This is a genomic window from Anisomitus miae (SeqCode) (assembly GCF_054906395.1).
In genome coordinates, this window is record NZ_JBRACL010000005.1 from 68,293 (window position 1) to 87,953 (window position 19,661).

Annotated in this window: 21 protein-coding genes; all 21 read left to right on the forward strand. The window is 34.5% G+C overall.

Annotation, left to right across the window (positions count from 1 at the left end):
- The first annotated feature begins 97 nt into the window (after positions 1–97).
- The 21 genes from rpmG to rpsC all read left to right on the forward strand — a co-directional run bounded on the left by rpmG (position 98) and on the right by rpsC (position 19,647).
- Positions 98–247: a 50S ribosomal protein L33 gene (gene rpmG / locus AALI31_RS02160; RefSeq protein WP_489884885.1), complete on the forward strand. Its 150-nt coding sequence runs from the start codon at positions 98–100 to the stop codon at positions 245–247.
- A gap of 67 nt (positions 248–314) precedes the next feature.
- On the forward strand, positions 315–473 hold the full coding sequence (secE, locus tag AALI31_RS02165; protein WP_489884886.1) for a preprotein translocase subunit SecE: 159 nt from the start codon (positions 315–317) through the stop codon (positions 471–473).
- Between the two features lie 22 nt (positions 474–495).
- Positions 496–1,023 carry a transcription termination/antitermination protein NusG gene (nusG, locus tag AALI31_RS02170; protein WP_489884887.1) on the forward strand — a complete coding sequence of 176 codons (528 nt, stop codon included), beginning with the start codon at positions 496–498 and terminating at the stop codon, positions 1,021–1,023.
- A 4-nt stretch (positions 1,024–1,027) separates the two neighbouring features.
- Positions 1,028–1,453 carry a 50S ribosomal protein L11 gene (gene rplK, locus AALI31_RS02175; RefSeq protein ID WP_489884888.1) on the forward strand — a complete coding sequence of 142 codons (426 nt, stop codon included), beginning with the start codon at positions 1,028–1,030 and terminating at the stop codon, positions 1,451–1,453.
- A 32-nt stretch (positions 1,454–1,485) separates the two neighbouring features.
- On the forward strand, positions 1,486–2,172 hold the full coding sequence (gene rplA, locus AALI31_RS02180) for a 50S ribosomal protein L1 (RefSeq protein WP_489884889.1): 687 nt from the start codon (positions 1,486–1,488) through the stop codon (positions 2,170–2,172).
- 155 nt (positions 2,173–2,327) lie between these two features.
- On the forward strand, positions 2,328–2,819 hold the full coding sequence (gene rplJ / locus AALI31_RS02185; protein ID WP_489884890.1) for a 50S ribosomal protein L10: 492 nt from the start codon (positions 2,328–2,330) through the stop codon (positions 2,817–2,819).
- Between the two features lie 60 nt (positions 2,820–2,879).
- On the forward strand, positions 2,880–3,242 hold the full coding sequence (gene rplL / locus AALI31_RS02190; RefSeq protein ID WP_489884891.1) for a 50S ribosomal protein L7/L12: 363 nt from the start codon (positions 2,880–2,882) through the stop codon (positions 3,240–3,242).
- 295 nt (positions 3,243–3,537) lie between these two features.
- Positions 3,538–7,248 carry a DNA-directed RNA polymerase subunit beta gene (gene rpoB / locus AALI31_RS02195; RefSeq protein ID WP_489884892.1) on the forward strand — a complete coding sequence of 1,237 codons (3,711 nt, stop codon included), beginning with the start codon at positions 3,538–3,540 and terminating at the stop codon, positions 7,246–7,248.
- A 23-nt stretch (positions 7,249–7,271) separates the two neighbouring features.
- Positions 7,272–10,835 (forward strand): DNA-directed RNA polymerase subunit beta', encoded by a 3,564-nt coding sequence (gene rpoC, locus AALI31_RS02200; protein WP_489884893.1) that lies wholly within the window; start codon positions 7,272–7,274, stop codon positions 10,833–10,835.
- Between the two features lie 147 nt (positions 10,836–10,982).
- Complete coding sequence (gene rpsL, locus AALI31_RS02205) at positions 10,983–11,357, forward strand: 30S ribosomal protein S12 (RefSeq protein WP_489884894.1); 375 nt, start codon at positions 10,983–10,985, stop codon at positions 11,355–11,357.
- Between the two features lie 93 nt (positions 11,358–11,450).
- Entirely contained in the window at positions 11,451–11,921 is a 471-nt protein-coding gene (gene rpsG, locus AALI31_RS02210) for a 30S ribosomal protein S7 (protein ID WP_489884895.1), read from the forward strand.
- Between the two features lie 109 nt (positions 11,922–12,030).
- Positions 12,031–14,088: an elongation factor G gene (gene fusA / locus AALI31_RS02215; protein ID WP_489884896.1), complete on the forward strand. Its 2,058-nt coding sequence runs from the start codon at positions 12,031–12,033 to the stop codon at positions 14,086–14,088.
- A gap of 35 nt (positions 14,089–14,123) precedes the next feature.
- The gene (gene tuf / locus AALI31_RS02220) at positions 14,124–15,317 is read left to right on the forward strand and encodes an elongation factor Tu (protein WP_489884884.1); all 1,194 of its coding nucleotides are present in this window, start codon (positions 14,124–14,126) and stop codon (positions 15,315–15,317) included.
- A 186-nt stretch (positions 15,318–15,503) separates the two neighbouring features.
- Positions 15,504–15,815 (forward strand): 30S ribosomal protein S10, encoded by a 312-nt coding sequence (gene rpsJ, locus AALI31_RS02225; RefSeq protein WP_489884897.1) that lies wholly within the window; start codon positions 15,504–15,506, stop codon positions 15,813–15,815.
- A gap of 62 nt (positions 15,816–15,877) precedes the next feature.
- Positions 15,878–16,507, forward strand: coding sequence for a 50S ribosomal protein L3 (gene rplC / locus AALI31_RS02230; RefSeq protein ID WP_489884898.1), 630 nt, complete (start codon positions 15,878–15,880; stop codon positions 16,505–16,507).
- Between the two features lie 25 nt (positions 16,508–16,532).
- Entirely contained in the window at positions 16,533–17,159 is a 627-nt protein-coding gene (gene rplD, locus AALI31_RS02235) for a 50S ribosomal protein L4 (protein WP_489884899.1), read from the forward strand.
- Positions 17,156–17,452: a 50S ribosomal protein L23 gene (gene rplW, locus AALI31_RS02240; protein ID WP_489884900.1), complete on the forward strand. Its 297-nt coding sequence runs from the start codon at positions 17,156–17,158 to the stop codon at positions 17,450–17,452. Before rplD ends, rplW begins: the two co-directional genes overlap by 4 nt.
- A gap of 28 nt (positions 17,453–17,480) precedes the next feature.
- Positions 17,481–18,308 carry a 50S ribosomal protein L2 gene (gene rplB, locus AALI31_RS02245; RefSeq protein WP_489884901.1) on the forward strand — a complete coding sequence of 276 codons (828 nt, stop codon included), beginning with the start codon at positions 17,481–17,483 and terminating at the stop codon, positions 18,306–18,308.
- 21 nt (positions 18,309–18,329) lie between these two features.
- A complete protein-coding gene (gene rpsS / locus AALI31_RS02250) occupies positions 18,330–18,608 on the forward strand; it encodes a 30S ribosomal protein S19 (RefSeq protein ID WP_489884902.1) in 279 nt (92 codons plus the stop codon).
- Between the two features lie 22 nt (positions 18,609–18,630).
- A complete protein-coding gene (rplV, locus tag AALI31_RS02255) occupies positions 18,631–18,969 on the forward strand; it encodes a 50S ribosomal protein L22 (protein WP_489884974.1) in 339 nt (112 codons plus the stop codon).
- Between the two features lie 18 nt (positions 18,970–18,987).
- Positions 18,988–19,647 (forward strand): 30S ribosomal protein S3, encoded by a 660-nt coding sequence (gene rpsC, locus AALI31_RS02260; protein ID WP_489884903.1) that lies wholly within the window; start codon positions 18,988–18,990, stop codon positions 19,645–19,647.
- Positions 19,648–19,661 lie beyond the last annotated feature (14 nt).

Sequence of the window (19,661 nt, forward strand, 5' to 3'; positions counted from 1 at the left end):
ATGGGTGTTATCTATCCATGGTCATTTAGTTGACAATTATAAAAAAATATGATATCCTTTGCGGAAGACTTTATTTAGTTTTTGGAGGTGTTGGGCGGTGAGAGTTAATATAACTTTAGCTTGTGTTGAGTGTAAGCAACGTAATTATAGTACCGTTAAGAACAAAAAGAATAGTTCAGAGAGATTGGAATTCAATAAGTATTGTAAATTTTGTAGAAAACATGTGTCTCATAAGGAAACTAAATAATTTGCAGGTTAGGAAGTGTTTTTAAATTAAAAGTGAAAGTAAAGAATTAAAGAAATCAAATTTATTTTTGGATACTATAAAGGAGTTTTCCAAAATAACATGGCCTAAAGGTAGTGAATTCAAGAATATTAGCATAACTGTATTGATGTTTGTTGGTATGTACGTGGTTTATATAGGGTTTTTTGATATTTTACTTAAAAAATGTTTCGATGTTCTGTTTAAATAAATTTGTTGAAAGGATATCATAGATGAGATCATTGTCTTCTGGTTGGTATGTCGTTCATACTTATTCTGGTTATGAAAATAAGGTGAAAAATAGTATAGAGAAGTTGATTGAAAGTAATGGGCTGCATAATGAAATATTGCAAATTGTTATTCCTACTGAAGAGTCAATGGAGAAAAATGGGAATAAACTGAAGAAAGTTTCTAAAAAAATATACCCGGGTTATGTTTTTATTCGAATGATTATGAGTGATGAAATGTGGTATAGAGTTAGAAATATAAGAGGTGTTACCGGATTTGTTGGGCCTACAGGTAAAGATGCTGTGCCTCTTAGTGAAGATGAGATTGATTTTATGGGAATACGAGAAGTTTCTACTGATGTGGATTATTCAGTGGGGGATATCATAGAGATAGTGTCTGGGGCTCTTAGAGGGCATATTGCTACAATTAAAGAAATTGATGTGGATAGAAAGAGAATTAAAGCTATAGTTAATGTGATGGGGGAAAATACTGTGGATATTTCATTTTCTCAAGTTTTGTTTGTGAGGAGGTAAATCTATGGCTAAGAAAGTAGTTGCTATGATAAAGCTGCAGTTGCCTGCGGGTAAGGCTACGCCTGCACCACCTGTTGGTCCAGCTTTAGGTCAGCATGGTGTTAATATAATGTCGTTTTGTAAGGAATTTAATGCTAGGACTTCTGATAAAGTTGGATTAATTATACCTGTTGTAATTTCTGTTTATCAGGATAAGTCATTTACTTTTATTATGAAAACTCCACCTGCTGCTGTTTTGTTGATGAAAGCGTTGGGTATTGAAAAAGGATCTTCTGAACCTAATAAGTCTAAGGTTGGTAAAGTGAGTTTAGATAAAATTAGGGGTATAGCTGAGCTGAAGATGAGTGATCTTAATGCGGCTAATCTAGAAAGTGCAATTAGTATGGTTATTGGTACAGCTAGGAGTATGGGTATTGAAGTAGATGAGTAATTTTTATTTGTGAGGAGGTGTAAGATTTTACAATGGGAAAGAAATATTTAGAAAGTAGTAAGTTGATTGATAAGAGTAGTTACTATGATCCGATTCAAGCCCTTGATCTAGTGGTAAAGACTGCTAAAGCAAATTTTGATGAAACTATAGAGTTGCATGTGAAATTGGGAGTTGATCCTAGACATGCAGATCAACAAATAAGAGGTACGGTGATTTTGCCGAATGGAACAGGTAAGAGGGTTAGGATATTAGTTTTCGCTAAAGGTGATAAAGCTAAGGAGGCTGTTTCTGCTGGTGCTGATTATGTTGGAGATGAAGATTTAGTGAACAAAATACAAAATCAAAACTGGTTTGATTTTGATGTGGTTGTTGCAACCCCAGATATGATGGGAGTCGTTGGTAGAATTGGTAAAATATTGGGTCCGAGAGGATTGATGCCTAATCCAAAATCTGGTACAGTTACTGTTGATATTGCGAGAGCTGTATCTGAGATTAAGTCTGGTAAAGTTGAGTATAGAATAGATAAAACAGCTATAGTACATATTTCCATAGGAAAAAAGTCGTTTGGTACCGATTTGTTGATTGAAAATTTTAATACTGTTATGGACGCTATTATGAAATCTAAACCAACTTCATCTAAAGGGCAATATTTAAGAAGTGTTTCTGTTTGTAGTACAATGGGACTTGGTGTAAAAATTAATATTTCGAAGTTGAATTGATCCGTAGACAATAGGTATGATAAATTCATGTAAGTTTATTTTGGTAGCACCTATTTAGGAGAAATTGTCAGTGAGTCGTATTTATTTAATACTTTATTGGAATTTCTCTCTTTGATTTTAGAGAGATTTGTTTTTTGTGGAGGAGGTGCAATAGATTGACTAAAAACAGAATGAATAAAGTCGAAAAAGTTAAAGAGATAGAAGATAAATTTGATAGAGCTCAATGTATAGTTTTAGCTAATTATCAGGGAATTGATGTTGAAGAGGATACTCAGTTAAGAAAATTAATGAGAGAAGCTGGTGTAGATTATAAGGTATATAAAAATAGATTAGTAAAAATTGTTGCTCAGAAGTTGGGTTATGATTTTTTATTGGATCACTTGGAAGGTGCTGTTTCTATAGCTTTTGGATATAATGATGTGGTTTTGCCTGCTAAGATATTGAATGATTTTTCTGAAAAGTCGAGGAAGCTTTCTTTAAAAATTGGAATTGTTAGAAATGAGTTTTATGATAATGATAAAATAAAAAAATTAGCTAGTATACCTTCGAAAGATGTTCTTATGGCTAAATTACTTGGAAGTATTAGATCGCCACTTTCAAAGTTTGTTTATGTTGTTAATGCTGTAAAAGAGTCGAAAAATGAGTAAAATTAAAAATAATGAAAGTTTAAATAATAAGATTTTGGATTTAAGGAGGATGTGTTACATATGAATAAGGAACAAATACTTGAAGCTATAAAAAATATGAGTGTGTTAGAGTTGAATGATCTAGTAAAAATGTGTGAAGAGGAGTTTGGTGTTAGTGCGTCTGCTCCTGTTGCTGTGGTTGCTGGTGGAGGATCTTCTCCTGTTGAAGAAAAGACAGAATTTGATGTAGTGTTAACTAGTGTAGGGTCTGAAAAATTAAAGGTTGTCAAAATAGTGAAGGAAGTTTGTGGACTTGGACTCAAAGAGGCTAAAGAAATAGTTGATGGTGCACCTAAGGTATTAAAAGAAGGTGTTTCTAAGGATGAGGCAGAAAAAATTAAATCTCAGCTTTCTGAGGTTGGAGCAAGTGTTGATTTAAAATAGTAGTCTTAAAATGGGAAGGTAGTATGTGATTAATACCTTTCCATTTTATATTTTAAAGGTAAAATTTGTTTTGTTGACTTACTTTTTTATATATGGTAGTATGGTATAATGCATATAAATGTGTTTATTTGAAGCTTATGTGTTAACTTCTATTGTAAATTTATCTTAAAATTGGTCGTGTGTTAAGACGAAATTATCCTATAAATCTAAATAGTTTTAATTTTATATAAATTTATGTTTTTAAAAATTTAAAATAAATTTACATGATTTTACTTAGAAATAAGGAGTGAAATTCATGATATATCCAATTAAATCAGGACAAAGAACTAGAATGAATTTTGGTAAAATTAAAGATGTCATTGACATGCCAAATTTTATAGAAGTTCAGTTGAATTCGTATGAATGGTTTCTTGAAGAGGGATTATTGGAAGTTTTTAAAGATATTAATCCTATAAAAAGTTTTAATGGTAAGCATATTTTGGAGTTTATAGATTTTAAGCTGGATATTGCCTCTATAAAATATGATATAGAAGAATGTAAAGAACGTGATGCTACATATGCTGCTCCACTTAAGGTTAAAGTACGTCTTCAAAATTTAGATACAGGTGAATTGAAAGAACAAGAAGTTTTTATGGGTGATCTCCCAAGGATGACCCCTCAAGGGACATTTATTATAAATGGTGCTGAACGTGTGATAGTTAGTCAGTTAGTTAGATCTCCAGGTGTGTATTATAACTATGAAGTTGATAAAAATGGAAGAAAATTGTTCTCGGCTAGTATAATACCCAATCGAGGTGCATGGCTCGAATATGAAACTGATTCAAATGAGGTTTTATACGTTAGAATTGATAAACAAAAGAAGTTATATATAACTTGGCTCATGAAAGCTTTGGGGATTTCGAATGATAATGATATTTTGAAGTACTTTGGGGATGATGAAAGACTACAAAATACTTTGAATAAAGATGATTCAGAGGATCAAGAGCAAGCCTTAATAAAGATTTACGATAAACTAAAACCATCGGAGCCTGCAACAGCTGAAAGTGCTAAGAATTTGATAGATCAGTACTTTTTTGATACTAAAAAGTATGATTTGTCAAAAGTTGGGAGATATAAGTTTAATAAAAAATTATCTCTAAGTGGAAGAATATTTAATCATATTTCATTTAATGATATTTTTGATCCTATCACTGGAGAAATTTTGGTGGAAAAAGGAAACTATATCACGAGAGAAGTATCTGAAAAAATACAAGATTGTGGTATTAATTCGGTAGATGTTTTGGTAGACGATAAATGTGTTAAGGTTGTTGGGAATAATTGGGTTAATATTAATAATTTTGTTGATTTTGATATATCTGATACTGAAATTTCTGATTTGGTTTACTATCCTGTTTTGAGATCAATATTAGACAGTTCATCAACAAACGATGAAATAAAAGAGGGAATAAGAAAAAATATTCAGGATTTGATCCCAAAGTATATAACTGTAGATGATATATTTTCGACTATGAGTTATATCATTGGGTTAAATAGTGGAATTGGATATGAGGATGATATTGATCATTTAGGAAATAGAAGACTTAGATCTGTAGGTGAGCTTTTGCAAAACCAATTCAGAGTTGGTTTAACTAGAATGGAAAGAAATATAAAAGAGAGAATGATGTCTATAGAACCTGAGATGATAACTCCACAAAATTTGATTAATATTAGACCAGTTGCTGCAGCGGTTAAGGAGTTTTTTGGAAGCTCACAATTGTCTCAGTTCATGGATCAGACGAATCCTTTATCTGAGCTTACCAACAAAAGAAGGTTATCTGCTTTAGGACCAGGAGGATTATCGAGGGAAAGAGCAGGATTTGAAGTTAGGGATGTTCATAATTCTCATTATGGTAGGATGTGTCCAATAGAAACTCCAGAGGGACCAAATATTGGTCTTATAAATTCTCTTGCTACTTATGCTAAAGTCAACAATTACGGATTCATAGAAACACCTTATAGAAAGGTCGATAAATCAACGTGTAAGGTAACAAACGAAATAATTTACATGACTGCAGATGAAGAAGATCATTATCTCATAGCACAATCTAATGAACTTATCGATGAAAATAACGAGTTTGTTAATTCAAAAATTGTTGTTAGAAGTAAAGATGGAATGCTTTTAGTTTCGTCTGAGCAGGTTGATTACTTAGATATATCTCCAAGGCAAATAGTTTCTGTTGCTACTTCAATGATACCTTTTTTGGAAAACGATGATGCTACCAGAGCACTAATGGGTTCGAATATGCAAAGACAAGCGGTGCCTCTTATTAAGGCTAGTGCTCCTATAGTTGGTACTGGAATAGAGTATAAGGCAGCTATTGATTCAGGAGTTTTAGTCAAGGCGAGAGAGAGTGGAGAAGTTTGTTATGTAAGCTCTCAGGAAATAAGGGTAAAAAGGCATTCGGATGGACAAATAGATACATATAAATTATTGAAATTTAAAAGATCTAACCAAGGTACGTGTATAAATCAAAGACCTATAGTTGATAAGGGATATTTAGTCGAAAAGGGAGAGGTCTTAGCAGATGGACCTTCTACTGATTTAGGGGAGATAGCTTTAGGTAAAAATGTAAAAATAGGATTTATAACTTGGGAAGGTTATAATTATGAAGATGCCATGTTAATTTCTGAACAATTGGTTAGGGATGATGTGTTCACTTCCATTCACATAGAAGAATACGAATGCGATTCAAGAGATACAAAGTTGGGTCCTGAAGAAATTACTAAGGATATACCTAATGTTGGTGAAGATGCTGTAAAGGATTTAGATGCAAATGGTATAATTAAAATCGGGGCTGAAGTGAGGACTGGAGATATTTTGGTTGGTAAGGTTACTCCTAAGGGAGAAACTGAACTTACTGCAGAAGAGAGACTCCTTAGGGCTATATTTGGAGAAAAGGCTCGTGAAGTTAGAGATACGTCTTTGAAAGTTCCACATGGTGAACAAGGAATAATCGTGGATGTAAAAATATTTACGAGAGAGAATGGTGATGAACTACCTCCAGGGGTTAATCAATTAGTAAGATGTTACATAGCTCAGAAAAGAAAAATATCTGTTGGAGATAAAATGGCAGGTAGACATGGTAATAAAGGAGTAATTTCTAGGGTTTTACCGGAAGAGGATATGCCTTTCTTACCAGATGGTACTCCTCTTCAAATTTGTTTAAATCCTTTGGGAGTTCCAAGCCGAATGAATATAGGTCAGGTGTTAGAGGTTCATTTAGGTCTTGCTGCGAGTGCTAGAGGTTGGCATGTAGCTACTCCTGTGTTTGATGGTGCTACAAAGGAAGAAATAGAAAAATGTTTAGAAGATGTTGGATTTAGTAGTACTGGTAAATTGACACTGTATGATGGAAGAACTGGAGAGCCATTTGATAATCCTGTTACCGTAGGATATATGTATATATTGAAGCTTGCTCATTTGGTTGATGACAAAATTCACGCAAGATCTACAGGACCGTATTCGCTAGTTACTCAACAACCACTCGGAGGTAAAGCTCAGTTTGGTGGACAGAGATTTGGAGAGATGGAAGTGTGGGCTCTAGAGGCTTATGGAGCTGCACACATGTTACAGGAAATATTGACTGTTAAGTCCGATGACATTGTGGGAAGAGTCAAAACGTATGAGGCTATAGTAAAAGGTGAAAATATACCAGAACCGGGTGTCCCAGAATCCTTTAAAGTTCTTATTAAGGAATTGCAAGCTCTTTGCTTGAATGTTAAAGTTTTGAATAATAAATATGAAGAGATTGAAATAAAGGAAACTTTAGAAGATGATATTGGAGATATAGATGTTTCTTTTGATGAATCAATTAAGTATGAGGATAATATGCAGGAGGTATCTGAGGTAGAAGAAACTGAATATCAAGAGGAATATGAAGAGGATGATGATGATTTAATGGTAGATTCGTTGCTTTCGGAAGATATTATGGTTGAGGAAGATTTTATTTCTGATGATGACTATTAAGAATAAGAGGAGGGAATTTACTAGTGGTTGAATTGAATAATTTTGACGCTATTGGAATTGGATTAGCATCTCCTGAACAGATTAGAGAGTGGTCTAGGGGGGAAGTAAAAAAACCTGAGACCATAAATTATAGAACTTTAAAGCCCGAAAGAGATGGTTTGTTTTGTGAAAGAATATTTGGACCTACTAAGGATTGGGAATGTCATTGTGGTAAATATAAAAGAGTTAGATATAAGGGTATAGTATGTGATAGATGTGGTGTTGAAGTTACAAAATCTAAAGTTCGTAGAGAGAGAATGGGACATATTGAATTGGCTGCATCTGTTTCTCACATTTGGTATTTCAAAGGTACTCCATCTAAGATGGCTTTACTTTTAGAGATGCAAACAAGAGTTCTCGAAAAAATATTGTATTTTGCTTCCTACGTAGTTTTGGACCCTAAGGATATAAAAATACTTCAAAAAGGTCAAATATTATCTGAAAAAGATTACAAAGAGTATAGCGAAAAGTTTGGAGACGGGTCTTTTGAAGTTGGTATGGGAGCTGAAGCTATTAAGAAACTATTGTTGGATTTGGACTTAGATGATTTGTCTATAAAGCTTAAGGAAGAGCTTAAAATTAGTACAGGTCAAAAAAAAGCTAGGGTTATTAGAAGACTTGAAGTCGTAGAATCTTTTAGGAAATCCAATAATAGACCAGAGTGGATGATAATTGATGTTATACCGGTTATCCCCCCTGAACTTAGACCGATGGTAATGCTTGATGGAGGAAGGTTTGCTACATCGGATTTAAATGATTTGTATAGAAGAGTAATAAACAGGAATAATAGACTCAAGAAGCTGTTAGATTTAAAAGCACCAGATATAATTGTAAGAAATGAGAAGAGGATGCTTCAGGAGTCGGTTGATGCTCTTATAGATAATGGAAGAAGGGGAAGACCTGTAACAGGTCCTGGTAATAGGCCTTTAAAATCCTTATCCGATATGCTTAAAGGTAAACAGGGTAGATTTAGGCAAAATCTTCTTGGGAAAAGAGTTGATTATTCAGGTAGATCTGTTATTGTCGTGGGACCAGAGCTTAGATTATATCAATGTGGACTTCCAAAAGAGATGGCATTGGAATTATTTAAACCTTTTGTAATGAAGAAGTTGGTAGATTCAGGTATAGCACATAATATAAAGGCTGCAAAACGCATGGTTGAAAAGAATATGAATCAGGTTTGGGATATTTTAGAAGAAGTCATTACTGATCATCCAGTTTTGCTTAATAGAGCACCTACTTTACATAGACTAGGTATTCAGGCTTTTCAGCCTGTTTTGGTTGAGGGAAGAGCTATAAAATTGCATCCTCTGGTTTGTACCGCATATAACGCTGATTTTGATGGGGATCAAATGGCGGTTCATGTTCCTTTATCTATGGAAGCACAAGCAGAAGCTAGGTTTTTGATGTTGGCGGCAGTTAATATATTGAAACCTTCGGACGGTAAACCTGTATGTGTTCCATCTCAAGATATGATTTTGGGATCTTATTATTTAACCATGACCAATCCTAAATTGGATACTGGAAGCATTAAGCATTATTCAAGTAGCGAAGAAGCCATTATGGCTTTCGAACTTGGGCATCTCAATGTTCATGAGAAGATAAAGTTGAAAGTAACAAAGCAAATAAATGGAGAGAAAAAGTGTAGATTAATAGATACTACTGTAGGTAAGATTATATTTAATGAATCTATTCCTCAGGATTTGGGATTTGTAGATAGAAGCGAAGAGGATAATCTATTTAAGCTTGAAGTTGATTTTTTAGTAAATAAAGGTAAGTTGACAGAGATTGTTGATAGATGTTATTTAAAGCATGGACCATCAGAAACAGCATTTATGCTTGATCAAATAAAGACTAAGGGTTATCATTATTCAACTATTGGTGCTATAACTGTTGCTGCGTCGGATATGATAGTTCCGAAGGAAAAGGAAAGTATAATAAAAGAATCAGAGGAGAAGATAGAGCTTGTGAGTAAGAAATTTAGACGTGGTCTTATGACGGAAGATGAAAGATATAGCTCGGTAATAGATATATGGAATAAGACTACGGATAAAATTGCAGATGTTCTCATGAATAGCATGGATAAGTTTAATCCTATATCTATGATGGCAGATTCTGGAGCTAGGGGTTCTAAAAGTCAAATAAAGCAACTTGCTGGAATGAGAGGACTTATGAGCAACCCATCAGGTAAAATTATAGAGTTGCCTATAAAGGCTTCCTTTAGAGAAGGGCTTGATGTGTTAGAATATTTCACTTCAACTCATGGAGCAAGGAAAGGAAATGCCGATACCGCACTTAAGACAGCGGATTCAGGATATTTAACACGAAGATTGGTAGATGTTAGTCAGGATGTTATAGTTAAGAGTGAGGACTGTGGAACTAGGGAAGGAATATATGTATCTGAAATTAAGGATGATAATTCTATTGTCGAAAGTTTATCTGAAAGATTGATTGGTAGATATGCTGCACAAAATGTAGTTGATCCTGTAAATGATGAGATCATAGTAGCTGAGGGTGAATATATAACGAATGATATAGCTAAGAGAATTGATGATTTGAATGAGGATGTTTTACGTAGTCACAATGAGAAGATATTGAAAGTTAAGATAAGAAGTGTGTTTACTTGCGACTCAAGGATAGGCGTGTGTTCTAAATGTTATGGTATGAACATGGCAACAGCTAGAGAAATAAATATAGGTGAATCAGTTGGGATAATAGCTGCTCAATCTATTGGTGAACCAGGTACTCAACTTACGATGAGGACGTTTCATACTGGAGGAGTTGCCGGTGCGGATATAACTCAGGGATTGCCTAGAGTTGAAGAGCTTTTTGAGGCACGTAAGCCAAAGGGTTTAGCTATAGTATCAGAGATAAGTGGAACGGTTGAACTTGAGAACAGTAAGAAGAAGAGATTTGTTAGAATAGTTTCTGATAGCGGAGATGTAAGAGAGTATGATATACCATTTGGGTCTAGACTTAGTGTTGAAAATGGAATTTATATAGAAGCTGGTTCGGTTATTACTGAAGGCTCTATAAATCCTCAAGATATTTTGAGGATAAGAGGTATTGACGCTGTTAGGGAGTATTTATTAGCAGAAGTTCAGAAGGTTTATAGACTCCAGGGTGTTGATATAAATGATAAACACTTAGAAGTTATCATAAAACAAATGACTAGAAAAGTTAGAGTATTGGAGCCAGGAGATACAGAAATTTTACCAAATTCCATAGTTGATATTTCTTATTTTAATGATGAAAATAGAAAAGTGAGAGAAAATGGTGGCGAGGAAGCTGAGTGTGAAAGAGTTTTATTGGGAATAACTAAGGCATCTTTGGCGACGGAGTCTTTTTTATCTGCAGCATCCTTTCAAGAAACCACAAAGGTTTTGACTGATGCAGCAATAAAAGGTAAGATAGATCCTCTTGTAGGATTAAAGGAAAATGTTATAATTGGAAAGCTAATACCAGCAGGGACTGGTATGGTAAAATATAGATCTATGAAAATTATATATGATGAAAATGAGGAAAGTATAGAGTATAGTACAACTTGATGTCAATATATGTTGACATCAAGTTGGTGAAAGTGTTAAAATGATCCAGTTAATCGGTTTTAGTCTATTTAGTTATAATTTTGTTTGTTGGTTTTCGTTTGACTAATTTAAATTTCCCTGTTAAGTTTAAGAAAAGAGGTGATTGTAGTGCCGACTATTAATCAATTGGTTAGGAAAGGTCGAAAAAAAGTAATTAGCAAATCGAATGCACCAGCTATGAGGTCTTGTCCTCAAGTTAGGGGTGTTTGTACATTGGTAAAAACTATGACTCCCAAGAAGCCAAATTCAGCTTTAAGAAAAGTTGCTAGAGTTAGATTAAGCAATGGTTACGAAGTTACGGCTTATATTCCTGGAGAGGGGCATAATTTGCAGGAGCATAGCGTTGTTTTAATAAGGGGAGGTAGAGTTAAGGATTTACCTGGTGTTAGGTATCATATAATAAGAGGAGCACTTGATTCGTCAGGAGTTCAGAATAAAGCACAAGCGAGATCTAAGTATGGGACTAAGAAGGCTAAGAAATAGTTGACGAAATTTACATATAAGTGGTTTTGGCTTTTACAGCAATTTTGTTGAGTACCGTTGAATTAGATTTGAAGTTTTGAGGAGGGAAGTAGTTTGCCAAGAAAAAAAAGTGTTTTAAAAAGAGTGGTTTTACCAGATCCTGTGTACAACAGTTTGATTGTTACGAAACTTATAAATAATATAATGAAAGATGGTAAAAAAGGTGTAGCCCAGAGAATATGTTATGGTGCTTTTGAGATAATCGAGGAAAGAACATCTAAGAACGCATTAGAAGTTTTTGAGAGTGCTATGAATAATATAATGCCAATTCTTGAAATCAAGTCGCGTAGAATTGGAGGTGCTACATATCAAGTTCCGGTAGAAGTTAGATCGGATAGAAAGCAAACTTTAGGAATAAGATGGCTTTTGATAGCTTCCAGGAAAAGGAATGAGAAATATATGAGGGAAAGATTAGCAAATGAAATTATAGATGCTTCTAATAATGTGGGAGCTGCTGTTAAGAAGAGAGAGGATACTCATAAGATGGCTGAAGCTAATAAAGCATTTGCTCATTATAGGTATTAGTAAGTTTAGGGTGTTGCTGTTTTGGTTGTAATAATCGAAACAGTTTTTGTTAATACTTACATTTTATTTATGTAATCTAAAAAAAGTTATATTTGATTGGAGGCGAATTATGGCTAGAGAGTTTCCTTTAGAGAAATTTAGAAATATAGGAATAATGGCTCATATAGATGCTGGGAAAACTACAACAACTGAGAGAATTTTGTTTTATACAGGTAAAACTCATAGAATCGGTGAAGTGCATGAAGGTCAAGCAACTATGGATTGGATGGTTCAGGAACAAGAAAGAGGTATAACAATAACTTCTGCTGCTACTACCTGCCAATGGAAGGGGTATGTCATAAATATTATAGATACTCCTGGTCACGTAGACTTTACTGTTGAGGTTGAAAGGTCTTTGAGAGTTTTAGATGGTGCCGTTACTGTATTAGATGCTAAGAGTGGAGTTGAGCCTCAAACTGAAACTGTTTGGAGGCAAGCTGATAAATACAAAGTTCCAAGAATAGTCTATGTAAATAAGATGGATGCGGTAGGGGCTAATTTTTATAGTTGTGTGGACTCTATAAAAGATAGATTAAGAGCTAATGCTATTCCAGTTCAAATACCTATTGGAAGTGAATCGGAGTTTACAGGTATGATAGATCTAATAGAAAATGTAGCTATAATTTATAAGAATGACCTAGGTACTGAGATATCTAGGGAAGATATACCTGAAGATTATAGAGAGCAGGCTTCAAAGTACAGAGAAATTATGATTGAGGCTATAGCAGAGACGGATGAGAATTTGATGATGAAATTCTTAGAAGGTGAAGAATTAGGTGTAGAGGAATTGAAATTGGCTTTAAGGAAAGCAGTAATAAATATTCAAATTATACCAGTTATATGTGGTTCTTCTTATAAAAACAAGGGTGTACAAGAGATGATAGATGCTGCAGTTGAATATTTACCTTCACCTATTGATATAGATGCTGTAAGTGGAGTTGACATAGAAGGTAATATTAGTTCAAGAGATGCTTCTGATGATGTTTCAATGTCTGCTTTGGCGTTTAAGATACAAACTGATCCATTTATTGGAAGGCTTGCGTATACGAGAGTTTATTCAGGTGTTTTAAAGAGTGGATCGTATGTTTACAATTCGACTAAAGGTAGAAAAGAGCGAATAGGTCGTCTCTTGAAGATGCATGCTAATCATAGGCAGGAAGTTGAGGAATTAAGAGCAGGTGATCTTGGAGCTATTGTTGGATTAAAGGATACTACAACAGGTGATACTTTATGTGAAGATGTAAATAAAATAATACTTGAAAGTATGGAATTTCCAGAGCCTGTTATATCCGTTGCAATAGAGCCTAAAACTAAAGCAAGTCAAGAAAAAATGGGATTGTCTTTGGCTAAGCTTGCAGAAGAGGATCCAACCTTTAAGACATACACGGATCAAGATACTAATCAAACAATAATTGCTGGGATGGGAGAGTTGCATTTAGAGATTATAGTTGATAGGTTGCAAAGAGAATTTAAAGTAGAGTGCAATGTTGGTAAGCCTCAAGTTGCTTATAAGGAAACTATTAGGAAACAAGTTACTGCCGAAGGAAAGTACATAAGGCAATCTGGTGGTAGAGGTCAGTATGGACATTGTGTTATAGATCTCATACCTTATGATGGTGATTATGAGTTTGAGAATGCTATAGTTGGGGGTGTTATACCTAAAGAATACATACCAGCAGTTGATAATGGAATTAGGAATGCTGCTTTAAATGGTGTTATTGGAGGGTATCCTACTATAAATTTTAAGGTGAGATTACATGATGGGTCATACCATGACGTGGATTCATCTGAAATGGCTTTTGAATTTGCTGGTTCAATGGCATTTAAGAGTGGTATGTCTAAAGCAAATCCTGTCTTATTGGAGCCAATTGTGAAAGTAGAGGTAACTGTTCCTGAGGAATATATGGGTGACGTAATAGGAGATTTGAACTCTCGTAGAGGGAGGATAGAAGGAATGGAATCTAGAGCTGGAGCACAGGTTATAAAGTCACAGGTTCCAATGTCTGAGATGTTTGGATATGCTACGGTTTTAAGATCTAAAACTCAAGGTAGAGGAACTTATAGCATGGAATTTGATCATTATGATGAAGTTCCTAAAAATATTCAAGATCAAATAATAGGCAAATAATAAAATAGATATAAAGGGATGGAGGAGAAGGAAGAGTGTCTAAAGCGAGATTTGAGAGGAATAAGCCACATGTTAATATAGGGACGATAGGGCATGTAGATCATGGCAAGACGACATTAACAGCAGCGATAACGACGGTTTTGGCGAATAAGGGGTATGCAGAAGCGTTTAAGTATGATGAGATAGATAAAGCACCTGAGGAGAAGGAGAGAGGGATAACGATAAATACGGCGCATGTTGAGTATGAGACAGATAATAGGCATTATGCGCATGTAGATTGTCCTGGTCATGCTGATTATGTTAAGAATATGATAACGGGTGCGGCACAGATGGATGGAGCTATATTGGTAGTGTCAGCAGCGGATGGGCCTATGCCACAGACTAGAGAGCATATATTGCTGGCGTCAAGAGTAGGAGTGGATTACATAGTTGTTTTTTTGAATAAAGCTGATATGGTAGACGATGAAGAGTTACTAGAGTTAGTGGAAATGGAAGTAAGGGATTTATTAAATGAGTATAAATTTCCTGGTGATGATACGCCGATAATAAAGGGTTCGGCATTGAGGGCATTGGAGAATCCTACTGATGAGGCAGCGATTGGATGTATAATGGATTTAATGAATGCAGTAGATAGTTATATACCTACACCTGAGAGGGCGACAGACAAACCGTTTTTGATGCCGGTAGAGGATGTGTTTACAATAACAGGTAGAGGGACAGTGGCGACGGGTAGAGTTGAGACTGGAGTGTTGAGAGTGCAGGAAGAGGTAGAGATAATAGGGTTGAAGGAAGATAAGAGTAAGACAGTTATAACAGGGATAGAGATGTTTAGGAAGTTGTTGGATGAAGCACAGGCTGGGGATAATATTGGGGCATTATTGAGAGGTATACAGAGGACAGATATAGAGAGAGGGCAAGTGCTTGCTAAACCAGGAACGGTTAATCCACATACAAATTTTGTGGGTCAGGTGTATGTATTAAAGAAGGAAGAAGGAGGGAGACACAAGCCGTTTTTTGATGGATATAGGCCACAGTTTTATTTTAGGACTACGGATGTTACGGGGAATATAAAGTTACCTGAAGGTAAAGAGATGGTAATGCCTGGAGATCATATAGATATGGAAGTTGAGTTGATAACACCTATAGCTATGGATGAAGGTTTAAGGTTCGCTATAAGAGAAGGTGGAAGAACAGTTGGTTCAGGTGTAGTATCTAAAATAATTAAATAAGTTTACTTAATATTTTAAGACTAGGTATTCTAGTCTTCTTTACTTTAGGTGCGGTGTAAATAATTATTGAGTTGTGTTTTCCTTTGTAGTATAATTAGGTGGCTACGCATGTATTAGTAAGAGATAAGATGTTATATGTTTAATTACTGAGGAATGGCATATTATTTTGAAATAAGGAGGGACATTATGAGTTCTAGACAAAAAATAAGGATAAAACTTAAGGCTTTTGATTATGTTATGCTAGATAATGCAGTACTTAAAATAGTCGAGACTGCTAGCGGTACTGGTGCTAGGGTATGTGGTCCGATTCCTCTTCCAACTAGGAAAGAGAAGATTACTATACTAAGATCTCCACATAAATATAAAGATTCGAGAGAACAGTTTGAAATAAGAACACATAAAAGATTAATTGATATAGTTGATCCTACTCCTAAGACCGTAGATGCTCTTATGAGATTAGATATTCCAACTGGTGTTGATATCGAATTGAAGTTGTAAGTATTATTTTATGATTGACTGAAGTTCTATTTTTCAATCCGCTCATAAAAGGAGGAATTTTTATGAAAAAATCGTTGCTTGGTCAAAAGATAGGTATGACTCAAGTTTTTATAAAAAATGGTAATATGGTACCTGTGAGTGTTATACTTGTTGAGCCTAATTTTGTGGCTCAAATCAAAACCGTGGATAAAGAAGGATATGCGGCTGTACAGATTGGATATGGATTTATAAAAGATAAATCGATCAATAATCCTATGAAGGGACATTTTAACAAAGCGGGAATTGAATTCAAGAGATATTTGAAAGAGTTTAGGTTAGATGATTGTTCTATTTATAAGGTTGGATCTAAAATAGGAGTTGATATTTTTTCAGCCGGTGAAATAGTGGATGTTATAGGTGTTTCAAAAGGAAAGGGGTTTCAAGGGACTATTAAAAGGTGGAACGGTCATAGGGGACCTATGTCACATGGTTCTAAATTTCATCGATCCGTTGGTTCAATGGGTGCTTCATCTGATCCTTCTAGAACTTTTAAAAATAAAAAGATGCCTGGTAGAATGGGTGGTAGGAAGTGTACTATACAAAACCTTGAAATTATTGAAGTTATTGCAGAAAAGAATATTATTTTAATAAAAGGATGTATACCTGGTCCAAATAATTCTATAGTTCAAATTAGAGACTGTGTTAAGGTGTAATAAGCTTTGAAAGGAGGAAAATTATATGCTGAAAATAGATGTACATAATGTGACCGGTGAAAAAGTTGGTGAGTTGGAGTTAGCTAAAAAATTGTTTGATGTTGAGATAAAGGAATATGCGGTGCATCAGGTTGTTGTATCTCAACTTTCAAATAAAAGACAAGGCACTCAATCTGCGAAAACGAGATCTGAAGTTTCAGGTGGAGGTAAGAAACCATGGAGACAGAAAGGTACAGGTAGGGCAAGACAAGGGTCTATAAGATCTCCTCAATGGATACACGGTGGTGTTGTTTTTGCACCTAAACCAAGAAGTTATCGTAAAAGTATTTCAAAATCTTTAAGGAGAGTGGCTATCAGATCAGTTTTAACGAGCAAAGTAAAAGAGAATCAGATTTTGATTTTAGACGATATTTCTTTTGAAATTCCAAAAACTAAAGATATGATTAAAGTTTTAGAGAATTTAAAAATTGATAGTAAACTTTTATTAGTTACTGAGAATGTTAATAGAAATGTTTATAGATCTAGTACAAATTTAAAAGATGTTAAGGTTATACCGGTTAACAATATAAATGTTTATGATTTGCTAAGATATGAAAAGCTTGTTATTACTCAAGGTGCAGTAAGAAAACTTGAGGAGGTGTATTCTAGGTGAGATTAACAGATTATGATATTATAGTAAGGCCGATTATAACAGAAAAGAGTATGGCTCTTATGAGTGAGAGAAAATATACATTTATTGTACACAAGAATGCCAATAAGATTCAGATAAGGAACGCAATTTGTAAGATATTTGATGTTGATGTGGAAAGAGTTTTTACAATGAATTATTTGGGGAAGAAAAAGAGAGTCAGAATGTGTCAGGGTAAGAGGGCTGATTTTAAGAAGGCTATAGTTCAGCTTACTGAAAGTAGTAAAGCGATAGAGTTCTTTGATTCTATGCAGTAATTGATTTAAATAAAAGGAGGAAAAAGTTTTGGGAGTAAAAAAATTAAATCCAACGACCCCTTCTCGAAGAAATATGACTGTTAATTCTTATGAGGAAATAACAACTTATAAGCCTGAAAAATCTTTAATTTATGGCTTGAGGAAAAGTGGGGGGCGAAATTCGCAAGGTAAGATAACTGTAAGGCATAGAGGTGGTGGAAATAAAAAAAAGTATAGAATTATTGATTTTAAAAGGGATAAAGATGGTGTGATAGGGATCGTGAAGACAGTTGAGTATGATCCTAATAGATCCGTATTTATATCACTGATATTTTATATGGATGGAGATAAAAGATATATACTTGCACCTAGTGGAATGAAAGTTGGAGATAGAATTTCTTCTGGTATTGATGTTGATATAAAACCTGGAAATTGTTTACCTTTAGCTAATATACCAGTTGGAACTATGGTCCATAATATAGAAATAAAACCAGGTAAAGGTGGTCAAATTGTTAGATCTGCTGGATTGTGTGCACAGCTTATGGCTAAAGATGGTGGATATGCTACATTGAGATTACCAAGTGGAGAAATGAGGTACATAAGGAGCGAATGTAGAGCAACTATAGGTGTTTTGTCTAATGAATCTCATTCGATAATTAGTATAGGTAAAGCGGGAAGAAATCGATTCAAAGGTATTAGACCTACAGTTAGGGGATCAGTCATGAATCCTTGTGATCATCCTCATGGTGGAGGCGAAGGGAAAAGCCCTATAGGTAGGCCTGGTCCAGTATCACCTTGGGGTGTTCCAACGTTAGGTTATAAAACTAGAAAAAATAAAAAATATTCAAATAATTTTATAATTAGGAAGAGAAGTTAAGTATAGAAAGGAGGATTAGTCTTGGGTAGATCAACTAAGAAAGGTCCATTTATTCAAAAAGTTTTGCTAGATAAGGTAATAGAGATGAATAGGAATGGTGAGAAAAAAGTTATAAGGACTTGGTCAAGAAGTTCTACTATATTTCCTGAAATGATAGGTCATACAATTGGAGTTCATGATGGAAGAAAACATGTGCCTGTGTACATAACGGAAGATATGGTTGGGCATAAATTAGGTGAATTTGCTTTAACTAGAACGTATAAAGGTCATGCGGATCAAAGGACGTCTAAGATTAGATAAAAGAGAAAGGAGTTTTAAAAAATTGGATACTAGAGCCGTTGCAAAGTATGTAAGAATTTCATCTAGAAAGGTTAATATTGTACTAAAATTAATAAGAGGTAAGCTAGTTAAAGATGTATATGCAATATTAATGTGCGTAGATAAGAGGGCTTCTAAGATTATAGAAAAAGTTTTGAAGTCTGCTGTGGCTAATGCTGAAAATAATAATGGACTTAGTGGTAGTGATCTTATTTTGAAAGAGGCATATGTGAACAATGGTCCTATACTTAAGAGATTTCAGCCTAGAGCTCAAGGGAGGGCATTTAGAATTAATAAAAGGACTAGTCACATCACGTTAATTGTTGGAGAGAGTGTAAAATAAAGGAGGTATTGTGAAGGTATGGGTCAAAAAGTTAATCCACATGGTTTAAGGATTGGCATAATTAAGGATTGGTCTTCAAGATGGTATGCTGATAAAAAAGATTTTTCTCGCTTTTTAAGTGAAGATTTCAAAGTAAGAAAACTCTTGAAGAAAAAATACTATTCAGCTGGTATATCAAAAATAGATATAGAACGAAGTATTAAGAAAATTAAAATTAGTATATATACTGTTAAGCCAGGTGTAATAATAGGTAAAGGTGGAGCAGGTATAGAAATAGTTAAAGCTGATGTTCAAAAAATAATTTCAAGTAATAGCTTAATAATTGTGAATATTGTAGAGGTTAAAGCGGTTGATTTGGATGCCCAGTTAGTTGCTGAGAATATAGCTTTACAACTTGAGAGAAGAGTTTCGTTTAGGAGAGCTATGAAGCAAGCTATGCAAAGGACTATGAAAATGAAAGCATTAGGAATTAAAACATGTGTTTCAGGTAGATTAGGAGGAGCAGATATAGCTAGGACTGAACATTATCATGAGGGAACTATACCTTTGCAGACTTTGAGAGCAGATATAGATTATGGATTTGCAGAGGCTGATACTACATATGGAAAATTAGGAGTTAAGGTATGGATATATAAGGGAGAGGTATTTCCTAATAAAAAGGTTTCAGACGTTGTTTAGAGTTCGTGGAAAGG

Excerpts from the sequence above, each read along its gene's own strand:
- rpsJ (WP_489884897.1), top strand. The coding sequence starts at position 15,504 with ATGAGTTCTAGACAAAAAATAAGGATAAAACTTAAGGCTTTTGATTAT.
- rplK (WP_489884888.1), top strand. The coding sequence starts at position 1,028 with ATGGCTAAGAAAGTAGTTGCTATGATAAAGCTGCAGTTGCCTGCGGGT.
- rpoB (WP_489884892.1), top strand. The coding sequence starts at position 3,538 with ATGATATATCCAATTAAATCAGGACAAAGAACTAGAATGAATTTTGGT.
- nusG (WP_489884887.1), top strand. The coding sequence starts at position 496 with ATGAGATCATTGTCTTCTGGTTGGTATGTCGTTCATACTTATTCTGGT.
- rplL (WP_489884891.1), top strand. The coding sequence starts at position 2,880 with ATGAATAAGGAACAAATACTTGAAGCTATAAAAAATATGAGTGTGTTA.
- fusA (WP_489884896.1), top strand. The coding sequence starts at position 12,031 with ATGGCTAGAGAGTTTCCTTTAGAGAAATTTAGAAATATAGGAATAATG.
- rplC (WP_489884898.1), top strand. The coding sequence starts at position 15,878 with ATGAAAAAATCGTTGCTTGGTCAAAAGATAGGTATGACTCAAGTTTTT.
- rplA (WP_489884889.1), top strand. The coding sequence starts at position 1,486 with ATGGGAAAGAAATATTTAGAAAGTAGTAAGTTGATTGATAAGAGTAGT.
- rpsC (WP_489884903.1), top strand. The coding sequence starts at position 18,988 with ATGGGTCAAAAAGTTAATCCACATGGTTTAAGGATTGGCATAATTAAG.
- rplD (WP_489884899.1), top strand. The coding sequence starts at position 16,533 with ATGCTGAAAATAGATGTACATAATGTGACCGGTGAAAAAGTTGGTGAG.